Origin of the sequence: Pseudomonas lurida (assembly GCF_013522705.1) — a bacterium.
Taxonomy (GTDB): Bacteria; Pseudomonadota; Gammaproteobacteria; order Pseudomonadales; family Pseudomonadaceae; genus Aquipseudomonas; species Aquipseudomonas quebecensis.
In genome coordinates, this window is sequence record NZ_JAAMRE010000014.1 from 1 (window position 1) to 14,908 (window position 14,908).

11 protein-coding genes and 2 pseudogenes are annotated in these 14,908 nt (G+C 59.5%); 5 read left to right on the top strand and 8 right to left on the bottom strand.

Translation table 11 applies throughout. The annotated features are described in order from the left end of the window. The 4 genes and pseudogenes from G7025_RS13325 to G7025_RS13340 form a co-directional block, all read right to left on the bottom strand. Nucleotides 1-241: pseudogene (locus tag G7025_RS13325) on the bottom strand (ribonucleotide-diphosphate reductase subunit beta); the annotation flags it as partial. A gap of 197 nt (nucleotides 242-438) precedes the next feature. After that, on the bottom strand, nucleotides 439-1,758 hold the full coding sequence (locus G7025_RS13330) for an ATP-binding protein (RefSeq protein WP_181079662.1): 1,320 nt from the start codon (nucleotides 1,756-1,758) through the stop codon (nucleotides 439-441). After that, a complete protein-coding gene (locus G7025_RS13335; RefSeq protein ID WP_181079663.1) occupies nucleotides 1,755-2,495 on the bottom strand; it encodes a response regulator in 741 nt (246 codons plus the stop codon). The genes G7025_RS13330 and G7025_RS13335 overlap by 4 nt, the downstream gene beginning before the upstream one ends. Before the next feature lie 133 nt (nucleotides 2,496-2,628). Further along, nucleotides 2,629-4,047 carry an aminotransferase-like domain-containing protein gene (locus G7025_RS13340; RefSeq protein ID WP_181079664.1) on the bottom strand — a complete coding sequence of 473 codons (1,419 nt, stop codon included), beginning with the start codon at nucleotides 4,045-4,047 and terminating at the stop codon, nucleotides 2,629-2,631. Between the two features lie 159 nt (nucleotides 4,048-4,206). Here G7025_RS13340 and G7025_RS13345 point away from each other — a divergent pair, with 159 nt between their 5' ends. From G7025_RS13345 to G7025_RS13365, 5 genes are all read left to right on the top strand, one after another. Beyond that, a complete protein-coding gene (locus tag G7025_RS13345; protein WP_181079665.1) occupies nucleotides 4,207-4,383 on the top strand; it encodes a rubredoxin in 177 nt (58 codons plus the stop codon). Between the two features lie 27 nt (nucleotides 4,384-4,410). After that, a complete protein-coding gene (locus G7025_RS13350; protein WP_181079666.1) occupies nucleotides 4,411-5,280 on the top strand; it encodes a sugar phosphate isomerase/epimerase family protein in 870 nt (289 codons plus the stop codon). A gap of 70 nt (nucleotides 5,281-5,350) precedes the next feature. Further along, entirely contained in the window at nucleotides 5,351-5,983 is a 633-nt protein-coding gene (locus G7025_RS13355) for a LysE family translocator (RefSeq protein ID WP_181079667.1), read from the top strand. Between the two features lie 79 nt (nucleotides 5,984-6,062). Beyond that, the gene (locus tag G7025_RS13360) at nucleotides 6,063-7,121 is read left to right on the top strand and encodes a diguanylate cyclase (protein WP_181079668.1); all 1,059 of its coding nucleotides are present in this window, start codon (nucleotides 6,063-6,065) and stop codon (nucleotides 7,119-7,121) included. A gap of 49 nt (nucleotides 7,122-7,170) precedes the next feature. Next, entirely contained in the window at nucleotides 7,171-8,400 is a 1,230-nt protein-coding gene (locus G7025_RS13365; RefSeq protein WP_181079669.1) for a M20/M25/M40 family metallo-hydrolase, read from the top strand. A gap of 152 nt (nucleotides 8,401-8,552) precedes the next feature. Here G7025_RS13365 and G7025_RS13370 read toward each other — a convergent pair whose 3' ends face one another. The 4 genes and pseudogenes from G7025_RS13370 to G7025_RS13385 form a co-directional block, all read right to left on the bottom strand. Continuing rightward, entirely contained in the window at nucleotides 8,553-8,936 is a 384-nt protein-coding gene (locus G7025_RS13370) for a hypothetical protein (RefSeq protein WP_181079670.1), read from the bottom strand. A gap of 370 nt (nucleotides 8,937-9,306) precedes the next feature. Further along, nucleotides 9,307-9,597, bottom strand: a pseudogene (locus G7025_RS27090) (RHS repeat-associated core domain-containing protein); the annotation flags it as partial. A gap of 90 nt (nucleotides 9,598-9,687) precedes the next feature. Next, complete coding sequence (locus G7025_RS13380) at nucleotides 9,688-10,047, bottom strand: hypothetical protein (RefSeq protein WP_181079671.1); 360 nt, start codon at nucleotides 10,045-10,047, stop codon at nucleotides 9,688-9,690. Then, nucleotides 10,044-14,876 carry an RHS repeat-associated core domain-containing protein gene (locus tag G7025_RS13385; protein ID WP_181079672.1) on the bottom strand — a complete coding sequence of 1,611 codons (4,833 nt, stop codon included), beginning with the start codon at nucleotides 14,874-14,876 and terminating at the stop codon, nucleotides 10,044-10,046. The genes G7025_RS13380 and G7025_RS13385 overlap by 4 nt, the downstream gene beginning before the upstream one ends. Nucleotides 14,877-14,908 lie beyond the last annotated feature (32 nt).

Genomic DNA, 14,908 nt, shown 5'->3' on the forward strand with positions numbered 1-14,908 from the left:
CGCGGGCGGAGGCGCCTTCGAGTTCGGCGAGGCCTTCGGCGACGTCGAGTTTGTCCAGGGCGGCCTTGGCGCGCACGATGGCGGCGGAGTCACTGGCGGTGACGGCGCGGGCTTCGATGGCGGCGGCAGCGCCGGCACCGTCGAGGCGGTCCATGTTGGCTTCGGTGGCGTGGCCGGCGTTGGCGCCTTTGATCACCGCTGTGCCGGTGTCTTCGTTGTCGACTTCATCCCAACTCAGCATCGAAATATTCCTTCAAGGTCTGTTCTGACGGGGTGTGAACCCCGTCCAAAAAATAGGTGATTTGCAGGCATCAAGGCATTGAAATAGTGCGCAGAGTGTGGTCAGTAAACACCGATGTCTCACACTATGTAGTGGTCTGCATTGTTAGTGGGCACACTATATGGTGTGTAACAAGGTTGGTCAACGCAGCAGGCCGGTTACGTCGTCGCACCCTGCGCGTGCAGCCTGACCTCGGCACAGAGCCCGCCCTGCGAGCGGTTGCTCAAGGTCAGCGAGCCACCGATTGCCACGGCCAACTGCTGCGCGATCGCCAGGCCCAGCCCTGTGCCGCCGGTGCCGCGATTGCGCGAGCTTTCGACCCGGTAGAAGGGCTGCAGCACCTGCGGCAGTTCGTCTTCGGCGATGCCCGGTCCATCATCCAGCACCTTGATCGACAGTTCGCCGTCAGCCATGGCCGCGACTTGCACGTGGGCGGAACCGGCGAATTTGAGGGCGTTGTCCACCAGGTTCACCAGTATCCGGCGCAGCGCGTGGGGGCGGGTGTCGAGCACCGCCGCGCTCTTGCCGCTGAGGGCGACCTGTTTGTGCATGTCCTGGTAGTCGAACACCAGGCTGTCGAGAAAGGCGTCCAGGTCGATGCGCTGGCTGGTCTCGCTGGCGCCGTGGACGCTGCGCGCGTAGGCCACGCCTTCGCGCACCAGGTGCTCCATTTCCCCCAGGTCGTTCCACAGTTTGTCGCGGTCGGTGGAGTCTTCCATGAACTCGGCGCGCAGCTTCATGCGGGTGATCGGCGTTTGCAGGTCGTGGGAAATCGCCGCGAGGATCTGCATGCGTTCCTTGAGGTAGTCGGCGATGCGTTGTTGCATGTGGTTGAACGCCGCTGCGGCATGGGCCACTTCGGTGGGGCCTTTTTCGTCCAGGGGCGTGGGGTGGGCGTTGGGGTCCAGGGTTTCCACTGCGCGGGCCAGGCGCGCGAGCGGGCGGATCGCCAGGCGCACCGCGAACCCCGTACAACCCAACAACAGCGCCAGCTGCAGTACCAGCACCACCGGCAGCCAATAGGCCACGGGGACGGCGGCGGGACGCACATCAACGGTGACCGGGCTGCCGTCCGCCAGGGTCAGGTGCGCCTGGAAGTGCGGCCGCGCCCCGGGGATATTTCGAAACGTCAGCGTGTAATGCGAACCCAGCGCCTCGGCAATCGAGGTGGCGGCCATGGGCATGTCATCGCTTGAGAAGGGCTGGCCTGGTTCGCCGGCGTTGAGCAGGTAGCGGTAATTCTGCCGGTTCAGGCGGGGCAGCCAGCTGGCGCGCTCATCGGCGGGCAAGCGGTCCAGAATCGCCACCGAGGTGGCCACATCGTTTTCCAGGTTGCCCAGCATCGCCGTGCGCGCGCTGATGTAGCGCTCGTAGAACTGCGCACTGAACGATAATCCATGGGCGCACACCAGGCTGATCAGGAAGATCAGTGACAGTTGCGACGCCAGGGTGCGGGGCCAGCCCAGCCGCCAGCTCATTGGTCGGCCTCGAGGATTTTGACCGGCAGCGAGAACACGTAGCCTTCGCTGCGCACGGTCTTGATATACGCCGGCTCACGGGCGTCATCCAGCAGGCGTTGGCGCAGGCGACTGACCAGCAGGTCGATGGAGCGATCGAACAGGTCGGCGTCACGGCCCTGGGTCAGGTTGAGCAACTGGTCGCGATTGAGCACGCGTTGGGGATGGTCGAGGAACACGCGCAGCAGGCGGTACTCGGCGCCACTCAAGGCCACCAGCGTATCGTCATCGTCGAGCAGGTGGCGCGCGGTGGTGTCCAGGCGCCAGCGGCCGAAGCGGATCAGCCGCCCGGTCTCGCTGACCACCAGGTTGGGCGGCAGCATCCGCGTGCGGCGCAGCACCGCATTAATGCGTGCCAGCAGCTCTCGGGCGGCAAAGGGCTTGACCAGGTAGTCGTCGGCGCCCATTTCCAGGCCGATGATGCGGTCGGTCTCGTCGTTGCGCGCGGTCAGCATCAGCACCGGCGTAGTTTTGTGCTTGCCCACCCGCAATTCGCGGCACAGCTGCAGGCCATCGTCGCCGGGCATCATGATGTCCAGCACGATCAGGTCCACGGGAGTGGTCTCCAGAAAGCTGCGCATCTGCCGGCCATCGGCGACCACGGTGGTGCGCATGCCGTTCTTTTTCAGGTAATTGCCCACCAGTTCACGGATCTCCCGGTCGTCATCGACAATCAGGATGTGATCGACATGATCCATGCTGCCTTCCTCGTTGAATGCTCGTTGGGGCGCAGTCTAGCGACTGTCATCCGCGTTGCCTTGTACGCTTTGTATTGCAGTGTATCTGTCGCCGGATGGATACACGGTGAAGCAAAAAACCGTCTCGGCGCGATCAATCTCCGGCCTTGCCGGCTCCGCTGCGCAGCAAGGCCTCGAAGACCCGTTGCACGCGCGGTTCGTCGCTGTGGGCCACGTTGAAACGCATCGAATCGCGGTGGGCGGGGTCGTAGCCGAACAGCGCGCCCGGCGCCAGCACCATGCTGCGTTTCAAGGCTTCCTGGGCCAGCAGTTCGCCGTTTACGCCCGCCGGCAGGCGTGCCCAGATGAACATGCCGCCCTCGTAGGGCATCGGCAGTTCGCAGCCGCAGCGCCTGAGCCATTGCTCCACACGGCCGCCGGCCTCCATCAGCCGCTGGACCATGCGTTTGCGATGCTTGGCGTAGCTGCCTTCACTGAGCATGCGATAGACGATCTGCTCGAACAGCTCCGAGGTCACGCCGCCGCTCATCAGCTTCATATTGGTCAGGTTGGCCGCCAATTGCGGCGCGGCCACCACGTAGCTGACGCGGGTGTTGGCGCTGAGGATCTTGGAGAACCCCGACAGGTAAGTCACCTGTCCGAGGCCGGCGAGGGTCGCCAGGCGGGGCGGTGGGTTGGGGTGCAGGTCGCCGTAGAGGTCGTCTTCGACGATATGGCAGTGGTAATGCTGGGTCAGTTGCAGCAGACGGAACGCTTGACTCGGGCTGAACGAATGACCGGTGGGGTTATGCAGCACGCTGGTGGTCAGGTACAGGCTGGGGCGGTGTTCGGCCAGCAACTGTTCGAGGGCGGTAAAGTCGAAACCGTCCGGGCGACGCTGGATGGTTACCACCTTGACCCCATGCAGCGCCAGGTTGGCGTGAAAGTTGAAGTAGCACGGCGCGTCCAGCAATACCGTGTCGCCGGGGCGCGCCAGCAGGCGCATGAGCATGTCCAGCCCCTGCACGGTGTTGGGCGTGGTGATGATCTGCTCGACCGGCACCGACAGGCCTTCACCGTGCAACTTGTGTTGCAGGGCCTGGCGCAGCGGCAGCAGGCCTGCCGGCGTGCCCAGCCCGGCAATCCGCAGCGACGGCGCGCGCACTACGCTGCGCATGGCCTGGCGAATGGCCTCGCCGTTCAGCCAGGCTTCGGGCAGGTGGCCGCCGCCGGGGCGCAGTTCGCCGCTGGCGGTGACCAAGGGGCGGCGCAGTACGCTGAGCAGGTCTTGAGGCAGCAGGTCGACCCAGGTGGCCGACGCCGGTCGCGCACTGTCCATCGCCACGAAGTAGCCGCGGCCCTGGCTGGAGGTCAGCAGGTTGCGCCCGCGCAGGCGGTCGAGGGCTTCGTTGAGGGTGAATTTGCTCACGCCCAGGATATGGGTCAACTCGCGCACAGAGGGCAGTTTGCTGCCCGGTGCCCACTCGCCGTTTTCGATGGCCTGGCTGAACGCCTCGACAATCTGCTGCACCTTCGGCGTGCCTTCCACAAAGGCGATGGCGGATACGAACATAAACCTTCCTTGTCTTTGCCGGTGGTTTTACCGGTGAAGTTAGGCCGGATTAGGCATCACTTTACCTGCCTTGTGCAACGCCACTCCCCTAGACTGCGCGCCATCTCGCCCGGATATGGCGATTTTCCCTACAAGTGAGCAATGGATTCTGCATTTCTTATGACGACTTATATGTGCGCACCCTGTGGCTTCATGTACGTAGAAGCATTGGGCATTCCGGAGGACGGAATCCCGGCGGGCACCCCTTGGGAAGAGGTGCCCGAAGACTGGACATGCCCGGACTGCGGCGTGACCAAGGCCGATTTCATGGCCATCGAACTCCCCGCTCACGCCTGACCCTCCATCAACGAAAGGAATCGCTCCATGGAAAGTAAACTGATCACGGGTGCCGTACCGTTCTGCACCGGCGTCGCCCACCAGAAATACCTGAGCGCCGAGCAAGGCCTGCAGACCGCCGTTGAAGGCGGCTGCACCCACTGGTACATCGACGGCAGCCTGTTCGGCGAAATGGTCGACGACTGGACCGAGGCGCGCATTGTCAGCCTGCAGGAACAGATCCAGGCCAGCGGGGTAAAACCGGTGTTCCACGGTAACTTCAAAGCTCCGCTAGGCAGCGATGTGCAGGCGTTCCGCGTGGCGGCGGTGGCGTACGTCAAGCAGGAGATCGACATCGCCAGCCGCCTCGGCGCGCCGCTGATTATCCACGGTGGCTGTATCGTCGAGCCGAAGATGGTGCTCAAGGCCAAAAAGGTTGCGCTGGAGCACTACCTGCAGTCGGTGCAGGAGTTGGCGCGATATGGCGAGGCCAAGGGCGTGGATATCTACCTGGAAAACCTGTCCAACTATGTCAACTACCGGCCATTCCACTACATCTTTACCCATGAAGCGGAATACGCGTTCGTGTTCGAACGTCTGCAGGCTCATCCCAACGTGTTCTTCTTTCTCGATGCCGGCCACGCCAACATCGAGAACGGTCTGCCGGCCGAGGTGGTGCGCAAATATCACCACTTGATCAAGGGGATTTCCTTCAGCAACAACAACGGCGTGCAAGACCAGCATTTCGGTATTCATGACGGCAACTGTGATTACGCCGACGTGATGCAAGCCGTCGTCGAAACCAACTGGAAGGGCCTGGTGGCCTTCGAAACCCGCAACCAGAGCGCCAAGGCGGCCCTGGCTGAACTGGCGGTGATGTACCGCGAGTCCCTGACCACCGAAATCGCGGTGGCTTGATAAGGCTAGGGGCGGGCGCTGAACGGTCCGCCCCTTTGCTGTTGCTTCTCCCTAGCCAAGGTCCAGGACCATGACAAGCGCGTTAACGCTCTCTTCGTTTCTCTACTTTCTGCTGTTTTGCGCCACCATGACGTTCAGCCCCGGCCCCATGACCCTGCTGCTGTTGAGCCTGGGCTTGAAGGACGGCCTGCGCAGCTCGATCCCGGCGCAGATCGGCGCCAGCGTGTCTTACCTGATTTCGATACTGATCTTTGCCGTGGGCTTCTCGGAACTGATCAAGGGCAACCTCGCCATCACCCAGACCATCCAGTTCGTCGGCGTGGCCTACATTCTGTACCTGGCTTATAAACAGTGGACCAGCAGCGGCGTGTCCATCGACAAGGCCGGCGCCGTGGAAGGCTCGCGCAGCCTGTTCGGCAAAGGGTTGCTCACGGGGTTTTCCAACCCCAAGACCATCATCATGTTCAGCGCGGTGTTCCCGCAGTTCGCCGGGGCAGGGGAGCACAGTTCGGCGGCGGATATCGCCATACTGGGGCTGACGTTCCTGCTGTTGCAGTTCGCCAGCGGCTGCTTGTATTGCTACTTTGGTCAGCGCATCAAACACGTGCTGGAAAACCCCAAGCGCCGCGTGCTGTTGCAGCGTGCCACGGCCGTGCTGCTGCTGGGGGTGGCGCTGATGTTGGCGCGGGGTTTTTCCCACTGAGCAACGTCCCTGTCAGCAGTAGTGGCAATTTGCCGGTGCCCTGATAGACTCCAGGCATTCCTCCAGGATTGTCCTCATCATGCCCGCCATCGGAGGAAAAGGACTTCCGCTCGCCATTCGCCTTCACAAGACTCGCGCCTTCGGAATGGCCTTGGGCGTTGTGTGCGTGGTGTTCGCCATGTACCCCCTTAACCCGCCTGCGTGGGTGTGGGCCTGGATGCTGATCAATGCATTTGTCTGGCCCCATTTGTCCTTCCAATTGACCCTTCGCGCCAGCCAGACCCTGCGCAGTGAGCGTCGTCACCTGCTGTTCGATTCGTTCTGCGGCGGTTTCTGGGTCGGCGCCATGCACTTCAATCCGCTGCCCAGTGTCACCGTGCTGTCGATGATGTCGATGAATAACGTGTCCATCGGCGGGCCGCGTTTCGTATTTGCCGGCTGGTGCGCACAGGCCTTGGGCGTCGCTGCGGCGTGGTGGTTGATTGCGCCGGCGTTCATTGCTGTTACCACCCAGGCGCAGTTGTATGCCTGCCTGCCGATTCTGATGGTGTACCCGCTGGTACTTGGCTGGATCTGCTATCGCCAGGCCCAGAGCCTGTCCCGACACAAGCGCGAGTTGCTGGCCTTGAGCCGCACCGACAGCCTCTCCGGGCTGCTCAACCACGGGGCGTGGAAAGATCAGTTGGAGATCGAGTTCCAGCGCTGCCGTGCCGAGCAGCGAGGGGCGGCGATTGCCCTGATCGACATCGATCACTTCAAGCTTATCAATGACACCTACGGCCACGTCACCGGTGATATCGTGTTGCGCCAGCTCAGCAAAGTGCTGCGCCAGAACCTGCGCATCACCGACCAGGCCGGGCGCTATGGCGGCGACGAGTTCTGCGTGATCCTGCCGGACATGCCGCTCAACCGCGCCACCGAGGTCATGGATGCCTTGCGCGACCGCTTCAACGCATTGGCCTACGCCCAGGACCCTACATTGCGCGCGAGCCTGAGTATCGGCCTGGCGCCGTATCAGCCAGGGCATGCCGACTCCATCAGTTGGCTCAACGACGCTGACCTGGCGTTGTACCAGGCCAAGAACACCGGGCGTAACCGAGTCAGCGCGGCGCAGGGGAGTTGGTTGCGGTCGGTCTAGTGGGGTAGGGTGTGGCGTGCACCCTTCAACAACAAACAAGGATCGGTTCATGCATTTCAACTTCCCGCGCACCCTCCTGGCGGCCACCCTGGCTATGTCCTTCGCCGTACCTGCCTACAGCGCCGAACTTTATAAGCCGATTCAGGCGGACGCCGAACAATACAAGGCCGAGGCCCTGCGACTGCTGGAGCGCCTGGTCAATATCGATTCCGGTTCAGGCTATGGTCCGGGCCTGACCCACGTCAGCGACATTGCGGTCGATGAGCTCAAGCAACTGGGCTTCAACATTGAGCGGGTGCCGGATGCCGCCGCCAACAGCAGCCATGTGATTGCGACTCTCAAGGGGACTGGCAAGGCCAAAATCCTGCTGATGGCGCACATGGACACGGTGTTCAAGGAGGGCTCGGCGGCCGAGCGCCCGTTCCATATCAAGGACGGTCGCGCCTATGGCCCTGGGGTGATGGATGATAAGGGCGGTATTGTCGCCGGTATCTATGCGCTCAAAGTCCTGAAAAACCAGGGCTTCAAGGACTATGCGCAGATCACTTTCCTGCTCGACGCCAGCGAAGAGACCGGCTCGGACATAGCGTCGGAACTGATCCGCACCACCGCCAAGACCCACGACGTCACCTTGAACCTCGAACCCGGCCGCCCGGCCGATGGCCTGGTGGTATGGCGCAAGGGCAGCGCCACGGCGCTGGTCGACGTCAAGGGCAAGGCCGCCCATGCCGGCGTCGCCCCGGAATTGGGCCGCAACGCCGCCATGGAAGCCGCGCACCAGGTCCTGCAACTGGGCAAACTTGGGGATGCCGAAAAGAAAACCACCATCAACTTTACCGTGCTCCAGGCCGGCGACCGCACCAACGTCATCCCCGATCACGCCATGGCCAAGGCGGATGTACGCGCGGCGCTGCCGGAGGAATTCGACCGTATTGAAAAAGACCTCGCGCGAGTATCGGCCGACAAACTGATCCCGGAAACCGAAGTCACCACCACTCTCAAACGCGGCCTGCCGCCTATGCCGCAGACGCCGGAGTCGGACAAATTAGTGGCGATAGCCCAGGGGATTTATGGGGAGTTGGGTAAAAAGTTGACCATTGAAGGCAGTGGCGGCGCGGCGGACGCCAGCCTGTCCGCCGGGGTGGGAACGCCGACGCTGGATGGGTTTGGTATTGTCGGCGGCAATATCCATACCCCGGAGGAATATGCGGAGGTGGAAAGCGTGGTGCCGCGCGTTTATTTGTTGAGTCGAATGATTATGGAGCTGGCGAAGCGGTGACCGGACGTTAGGCCCGCTGACACCTACGGTTGAGCTTTTTTGTGGTGAGCAGGCTTGCCCTGCGTTGGGCTGCGTAGCAGCCCTAAACGTGGTTTTAAGCGCTGTCGCCTATGTTTGGAGATAGATAGTGGTGGTGTGAACTCAAGTATCGTTCAGATACTCGTGGGGTAGAGCCGGATTCTTGCTGTGCTCACTTGAACCCAACCTGTTTTTTCAGCTATCGGTTTCTCAAGGTCAATAAGGATGATTGAGTCGTTGATTTTTAATGCTGCACATTCTTCACCCTGATTTTTAATCATCTCAGCCGTTATTTGGGTGACGCCATTTAGAGTGGTGATATGTGGTGTTTTCTTGTTCGAAAGCTTGATGTTCTTCCCCCAGGAAAAAACATCATCCAGATCGAATTCCACATCCAGAATTTCATTGTTCTCTGGAGCGTTTCCGCTCCATAGCGCAGTGGCATTTCCAGATGGCGATTGGAATTTCACATATAAAGTGCCTTTCACAGAAAATGCTTCGGTAATATGTATTTTCATTTCACTTCTTCGATAGTGGGACTCTGACAACTGTGTTATCCACGTTCATTGTGTTGCTTTTAAGCTCTAGCGTCCACGCTTCCTCATGATAGTGATGTTTGCTCGGCTTACTGTTCATCTCATGAGCGCCGTAGCGAATACTTCTTTCCGCGTCGCTAGAAACTATTCTGTCACTATCAGGGGTGCCCGTTCTTGGGTGGATGTTTGAATGTGGCCCAGGCCCTAGAAACTTTTCCCATTTTTGAGTGGTTTCTTCCGGCTTAATAGGTTTGTTAGCATAAATTTCCTTGTGGTAGCCCATTACAGGCGCATTGTTTGTGCTGATTTGGCTTAGCGGTGTTATTTTGTCGACAGTAGTTTTTATAAAATAGTTGTCAGCATTGCTGTTCGGCTTGCATTTATCTTCACCAGGGCATGGGCTTAGCCCCAGCGGATCCACCCACCCGGTAGGGTTAGGCACGTATTGGTAGGCGTTAATCCCACCCGCCAACTTCACCGGGTCCGGCGTGAGGTAGCGACCAATATCCGGATTGTAGTAGCGATGGCGGTTGTAATGCAGACCGCTTTCTTTGTCGAAGTATTGGCCCTGGAAGCGCAGGGGGTTGTCGAGTTTGCCTACGTCGAGGCGGACGATTTCGCCGTAGGCGCTGTGGAACAGGCTTGCCCTGCGTAGCGAGCAAGCTCGCTACCGGTGAATGCGGCTTATCAGCAAGGGCGGTGTTGGTTTATAAGATCAACTTCAACGCCGTTTTCAAACTTTTAGCGCAGCTTCTTTTTGGTAACTAATAAGGCAGTTAAGTAATGTTTTCATGAAGCTCCTCTTGTCGATTATGTCGTCGTTGAAGTAAGTGTCGAACAAGTGGAAAACAGATTCAAAGTCTTGATCTGTTGATAAATAATGCTTGATAGTTTCTATGAACCAAAGCTGCTCATCTTCTTTGTATGATAAGAATTCTGGCTTGGTTAAAGTATTAAAAAGTTCTGAAAGTTCCGTTTCGTCGTTTACGTTTTTTGATGCAATGATTTTTTCTCGCTCTAAATTTGTTGTGTTTTCTATGCAGTAAGTAAATAACAGTCCTTGTAGTATCTGTAGATCTGGTTTGTTTTTCATTGTTCAAACTCCGTATAAGCAGTGATTGGTTTTCCTTCTCTGTTTAAATGTACAATGGCTTTTGACTGCTCTCCATATTCAAGACCCTCTCTCTTATAGCCCTCGCCGACAATTTTTCCCATGTCCATCGGTCTTGGGGATGTCGCTCTGCCATTTAGGTTGAATATTAAAATTGCTCGTTCTATTGCATTGAATTGATCTCTATGGCTAAGGAAGTGCGTAGCTGCGCTTGGAAGTCTAGGCTGTCCCGCTCTTCTACCTCTTTCGAAGATCTCGATTTCGCCGGTGCTGGGGTTCCTAGCTGTTTCTACACGATCAAGCTGGGATTCTAATGATGTCTGAGCTCCGTGTTTTTCTAAGAAGTGTGCTCCGGGAATTGAAGTCTCCAGTTTCGATAAATGTCGGTGCATGTTTGACTCTGCAAGCTCATCAATCCTCGCCTGTCGCTCCAGGCGTGTCAGTTTCGGTAAGTCTGGTTCTCTGTGATTGACTCTTTCCGCAGAGTTTTGAGCTGCAGAGGTTGGATTGCAACCTTGCGCACCGGGACAAGAGTTCAACCCCAGCGGATCCACCCATCCCGTCGGATTAGGCACATACCGATACCCATTAATCCCACCCGCCAACTTCACCGGGTCCGGCGTCAGGTAGCGGCCGATATCCGGATTGTAGTAGCGATGGCGGTTGTAATGCAGACCGCTTTCTTTGTCGAAGTATTGGCCCTGGAAGCGCAGGGGGTTGTCGAGTTTGCCTACGTCGAGGCGGGCGATTTCGCCGTAGGCGCGGTAGTGGGCGGACCAGGCGATATCGCCCTCGGGGGTGGTGAGTTCCTGGGGTGTGCCGAGGTGGTCGAGTTGGAAGTGGTAGGGTTTTGTCTCTTTTGGACCGAAGCCTTCTAAAAGTGCCAACGGCCGAAAGCTGTCGGGTTCGTAGAGGTAACTGCGGTGGCGGTCGGCCTGGTGTTCGGCAATCAGTGTGTCGCCTTGCCAGAAAAATTCGGTGGTGGTGCCATCGACGGTTTTGCTGATGCGCCGCCCAAACGGGTCGTAGCGGTAGCTGGCGGTTTGGCCGTTGGGTTGGGTGATACCGATCAGCCGATGCTGAAAGTCGTAGCGGTATTCGGTGACGAGTTGATGGGCCTTGCCACGCCGTTCCTGGATCAGGTTCCCGAAGGCGTCGTAGGTGTAGTAGCGGTCGCCCTGGATCATCAGGCGGTTGCCGGCGACGATGTCGGGGCCGGGGCGGTTTTGCATCAGCAGGTTGCCGGCCGGGTTGTGGGCGAAACGTTCCTGTACGTCGTGGGAATGATCGGCGCGGGTCAGGCGCTGGAGCGGGTCGTAGCGGTAGTGGTGTTCGCCTTTGCGGGTGTCGAGCAGGCGGGTGAGGTTGCCGGCTTGGTCGTAGTCGTATTGGCGCTGGTAGAGCGGGTGGGTCTGGTGGGTGACAGCGTGGGCGTGCAGGCGCTGCTGGTCGTCGTAGTGGTAGTGGCTGAGCAGTTGGCCTTGTTGGCGCTGATGCTCCCGACCGGATTTGAACAGGTGTGAGGTCAGCGGTTTGCCGTTGAGTTCGACGGTGGCGAGATGGCCGCCCTTGTCGTGGTTGAACGCCACGCGGTTGTTGTCCGGCAGGCGCAAATGTTTGAGCTGGCCACAGGCGTCGTAGCCGTAGCGCAGGGTGCCCCAGCCCTGGTGTTCGGCGGTGAGGCGGTTTTGGCGGTCGTACTCGTAGGCCAACGCCCAGTGACCGTCGTTGACGCTGAGGAGATTGCCCTGGCGGTCGTAGGCATATTCAACGACGCTGCCATCGGGCAGGGTTTTTCGTACGAGGCGACCGGCGTGGTCGCGCGCATAACGGGTAATGCGCCGACTGCCGTCGTCGCCGTGTTCGGTCTTTTCCTGCAGGTGGCCGTTGAGGTCGTAGGTGTACGCGGTGCGTTGGCCGTCGAAGCCGGTTTCCTGCCGGATCAGGCCGTTGGGGTGGTAGTCGAGTTGGTAGGTTTCGCCGACTTCGTTTTCGATTTCGGTCAGCAATAACCGCACGTTGTCGTAGCGGTAGTTGACCTGAGTGCCATCGGCATTCAGACGACGGCTGATCAGGTGCAGGCCGTCGGCGTAGTCGTAGCGGGTGACGTGGCCGAGTTCGTTGCGTTCGGCGGTGATTTTTCCGTAGGGGTTGTAGCTGTATTCGCGTGTGGCACCGCCCGGCAAAACGATGCGGACTAACCGACCGACACCGTCCCACTGATATTGGGTCAGCGCGCCGAATTCATCCTCGCGCGCCACCTCGCGGCCCAGGTCGTCATAGCGATAGCGCTTACTGCCACCGTTCGGCAACTGCTCTTCAACCAGTTGCCCGCGCTCATTCCACACCAGCCGATGGAAGCTGTGATCCGGGTACCAAACCCCGGTCAGTTGTCCGTATTTGTTGTAGCTGTAATCCGTGACATGCCCATCGGGATCAATCCTACGGGTGACATCGCCCTGGTCATTGCGCTCGTACTTCCAAACCGCCTCACCCCGGCGCACCACGCGTACGAAACCGTTGTCATGCTCGTAGGTTGTTGGCTCATCATCCCCAGGAAACAACGCCACCAAGCGTCCGGCTTCGTCGTACTGATACGCCGTCACCGCCCCCAGCGGGTCCTGCTCGACTGTCAGCCGGCCTTTTTCGTCGTAGGATTTGAAGTGCTGCGCGCCATCGGGATCGATACGTTGCACCAGGCGTGCGCGGTCATCGTGGGCATACATTTCCTGGCTGCCATCGGCGTTATGCACCGTGACCTGGCCGTCATCGCCCCACACATACCGCGTGTCCATCTGCGAGAAGCTGGCCCAATGCCGGATGCATCTCGCCGCCTTGCCGGCCCGTTCCCACGCCCAGAAGAAACTCGCCCCACCAGCCAGGCCGCGCTCAACAATGACGTGCTGATCGTCGTAGCGGTATACCTCGCTTTCACCGACGGCATTGGTCGCCGAGACCAGTCGGCCCAGGTCGTCATAGGCGTAGGAAACAACGGTCTGCTCGGTCACCCACTCGAAGGGTTCATGCCCCTTGGCGCGCTGGACCTGATAGTCCACCGCGACGATGCGGCCAAATGCATAGCGCAGGAACAGCGAACGCCCGACACCGTTATCCACTCGCTCGATACGCCCGGAAAAATCCCGAGCAATACGCAGGCGGTTGTCATACGCATCGCTGATCGAGACCAATGCGCCATCGCGAAAGTGGTAGAACCGCGAGGCCTGCGCCAGCACCAGCTCATCCGGCGAAGCCCCCAGATAGATCGCCGCTTCGGCCAAGCTATTAGTGATCGCCGGTCGCACAGAGGTGGGCAAGGGCAGAGTGATCGACCGGTTCTCATGATCCGTCCACACCACTGAGTCGCCGTCGACCACCAGCCGCTGCGCCAGCGAATGACTCCACCCAACCCCCAACCCGACATCCACTTCCACCGCACTGGTGCGATACAGTCGCGTCCATTCAAACGGCAAAATCCCATCCAACGTGCCATCGGTCAGCGTCAACAGTTCCTCCCCGGTAACCATCGACACCGGGCAGCCGTTAGTAACGGTCTTATCCGAAGAAACCGCCGCATCCCCGTTCGGGTTTTTCCCCGAAACAGGCACATCGTCCACAGGCTCCTGCCGCACCAACACCGTCTGCTGAGTCTTGCTGCGAACGGCCGGCACCGCGTTCGTAACCACCTGTTCCCCAGCCTTCAACGGCGCAACCGGCACCGCCTTGATCGGCGTCGCCGCGCTGCCCAGCAGCAATGGCCGGGCCGCTGTGACATGGGGTTCCAGCCCCGGCCCCTTAAGGTGACTGGCAAGCAATTCCAACAAGCCCCTTGCCCGTGCGGACTTGATGGTGCTCAGCGTCTGAGCCCCCAGGCGCAGTACCACGCCTGTGCCTGCCGTCGCCCAGATCAACAGCAGATTGATCAGCACCTCACCGGTAATCTCGCCTGCCAGTTCGTACATCTCGGGCGGCGGCAGCAGGCGCATCCAACTGACCATCGCCGACAAGTAGATAAACAGCAGCGGTTCATCACTGAGCAGCAGCAACCCGTTGGCAATCGCGTCGCTGCCCAGCGCCAGCAGCTCATCGAGTTCGGCTTGGGAGATGTACGCCAACAGCTTTTCGCTGTTGGCCTTGAGATCCGATAGCAGGTCATACAGCTGCGTAACGTTGTCCCACAGGTTGTATAGCGCCTTGGCCAAGCCACTTGAAAACGCCCCGCCTTGCATGGCGCTGCGTTCGAGCGAAGTGGCGTTGGCAAAATCGTCCCATTGGGGTTTGAAGGTCTTCGCCCACTCATCGCGCAGGTCCGTTTCCAGCCCTGAGATCACCGATTGATAAGACGCGTACAGCGCCTTGAGATGATCTGTGGAAACGTTGGGATAAAAAGTGATCTGGTAAGTCTGGTCGCGGGTGCAGTCCTTGAGTTCCAGAATGCCGCTGGGGCCGATGGTGTGATGAATGGGCGTGCCCATCGCGCTGCCATCCGCGGCCAAGGCTTGCAGCATCACCGGGGTGTTACCGATAGGCACGAAGCGGGTGCTTTCAAACAGGTGCAACAGGGTCAACGAGCCCTGGGCATCACACCGGGCAACAACCGCGTTGGGTTTTCTGGACGAAGCCGGTGCGATCAGCGCAACGTCTTCCCCCACTTTAAAGATCTGCTCGACCTCAAGCGCCGAAACGCTCCAGAAGCTGTCGGCCCATTTATCAAAGGTGTTCAGGCAATCGCGAAAATCACGCAAAACGCGTTCGATGTCCGGTGCTTTGGCATCCATGGGTGCCAGGACAACGCTGGCAATGACCGGAATCAAGACACGGCCCCAACAACCAGGGCCATCACGAA

Excerpts from the sequence above, each read along its gene's own strand:
- G7025_RS13330 (WP_181079662.1), bottom strand. The coding sequence starts at position 1,758 with ATGAGCTGGCGGCTGGGCTGGCCCCGCACCCTGGCGTCGCAACTGTCA.
- G7025_RS13335 (WP_181079663.1), bottom strand. The coding sequence starts at position 2,495 with ATGGATCATGTCGATCACATCCTGATTGTCGATGACGACCGGGAGATC.
- G7025_RS13340 (WP_181079664.1), bottom strand. The coding sequence starts at position 4,047 with ATGTTCGTATCCGCCATCGCCTTTGTGGAAGGCACGCCGAAGGTGCAG.
- G7025_RS13345 (WP_181079665.1), top strand. The coding sequence starts at position 4,207 with ATGACGACTTATATGTGCGCACCCTGTGGCTTCATGTACGTAGAAGCA.
- G7025_RS13350 (WP_181079666.1), top strand. The coding sequence starts at position 4,411 with ATGGAAAGTAAACTGATCACGGGTGCCGTACCGTTCTGCACCGGCGTC.
- G7025_RS13355 (WP_181079667.1), top strand. The coding sequence starts at position 5,351 with ATGACAAGCGCGTTAACGCTCTCTTCGTTTCTCTACTTTCTGCTGTTT.
- G7025_RS13360 (WP_181079668.1), top strand. The coding sequence starts at position 6,063 with ATGCCCGCCATCGGAGGAAAAGGACTTCCGCTCGCCATTCGCCTTCAC.
- G7025_RS13365 (WP_181079669.1), top strand. The coding sequence starts at position 7,171 with ATGCATTTCAACTTCCCGCGCACCCTCCTGGCGGCCACCCTGGCTATG.
- G7025_RS13370 (WP_181079670.1), bottom strand. The coding sequence starts at position 8,936 with ATGAAAATACATATTACCGAAGCATTTTCTGTGAAAGGCACTTTATAT.
- G7025_RS13380 (WP_181079671.1), bottom strand. The coding sequence starts at position 10,047 with ATGAAAAACAAACCAGATCTACAGATACTACAAGGACTGTTATTTACT.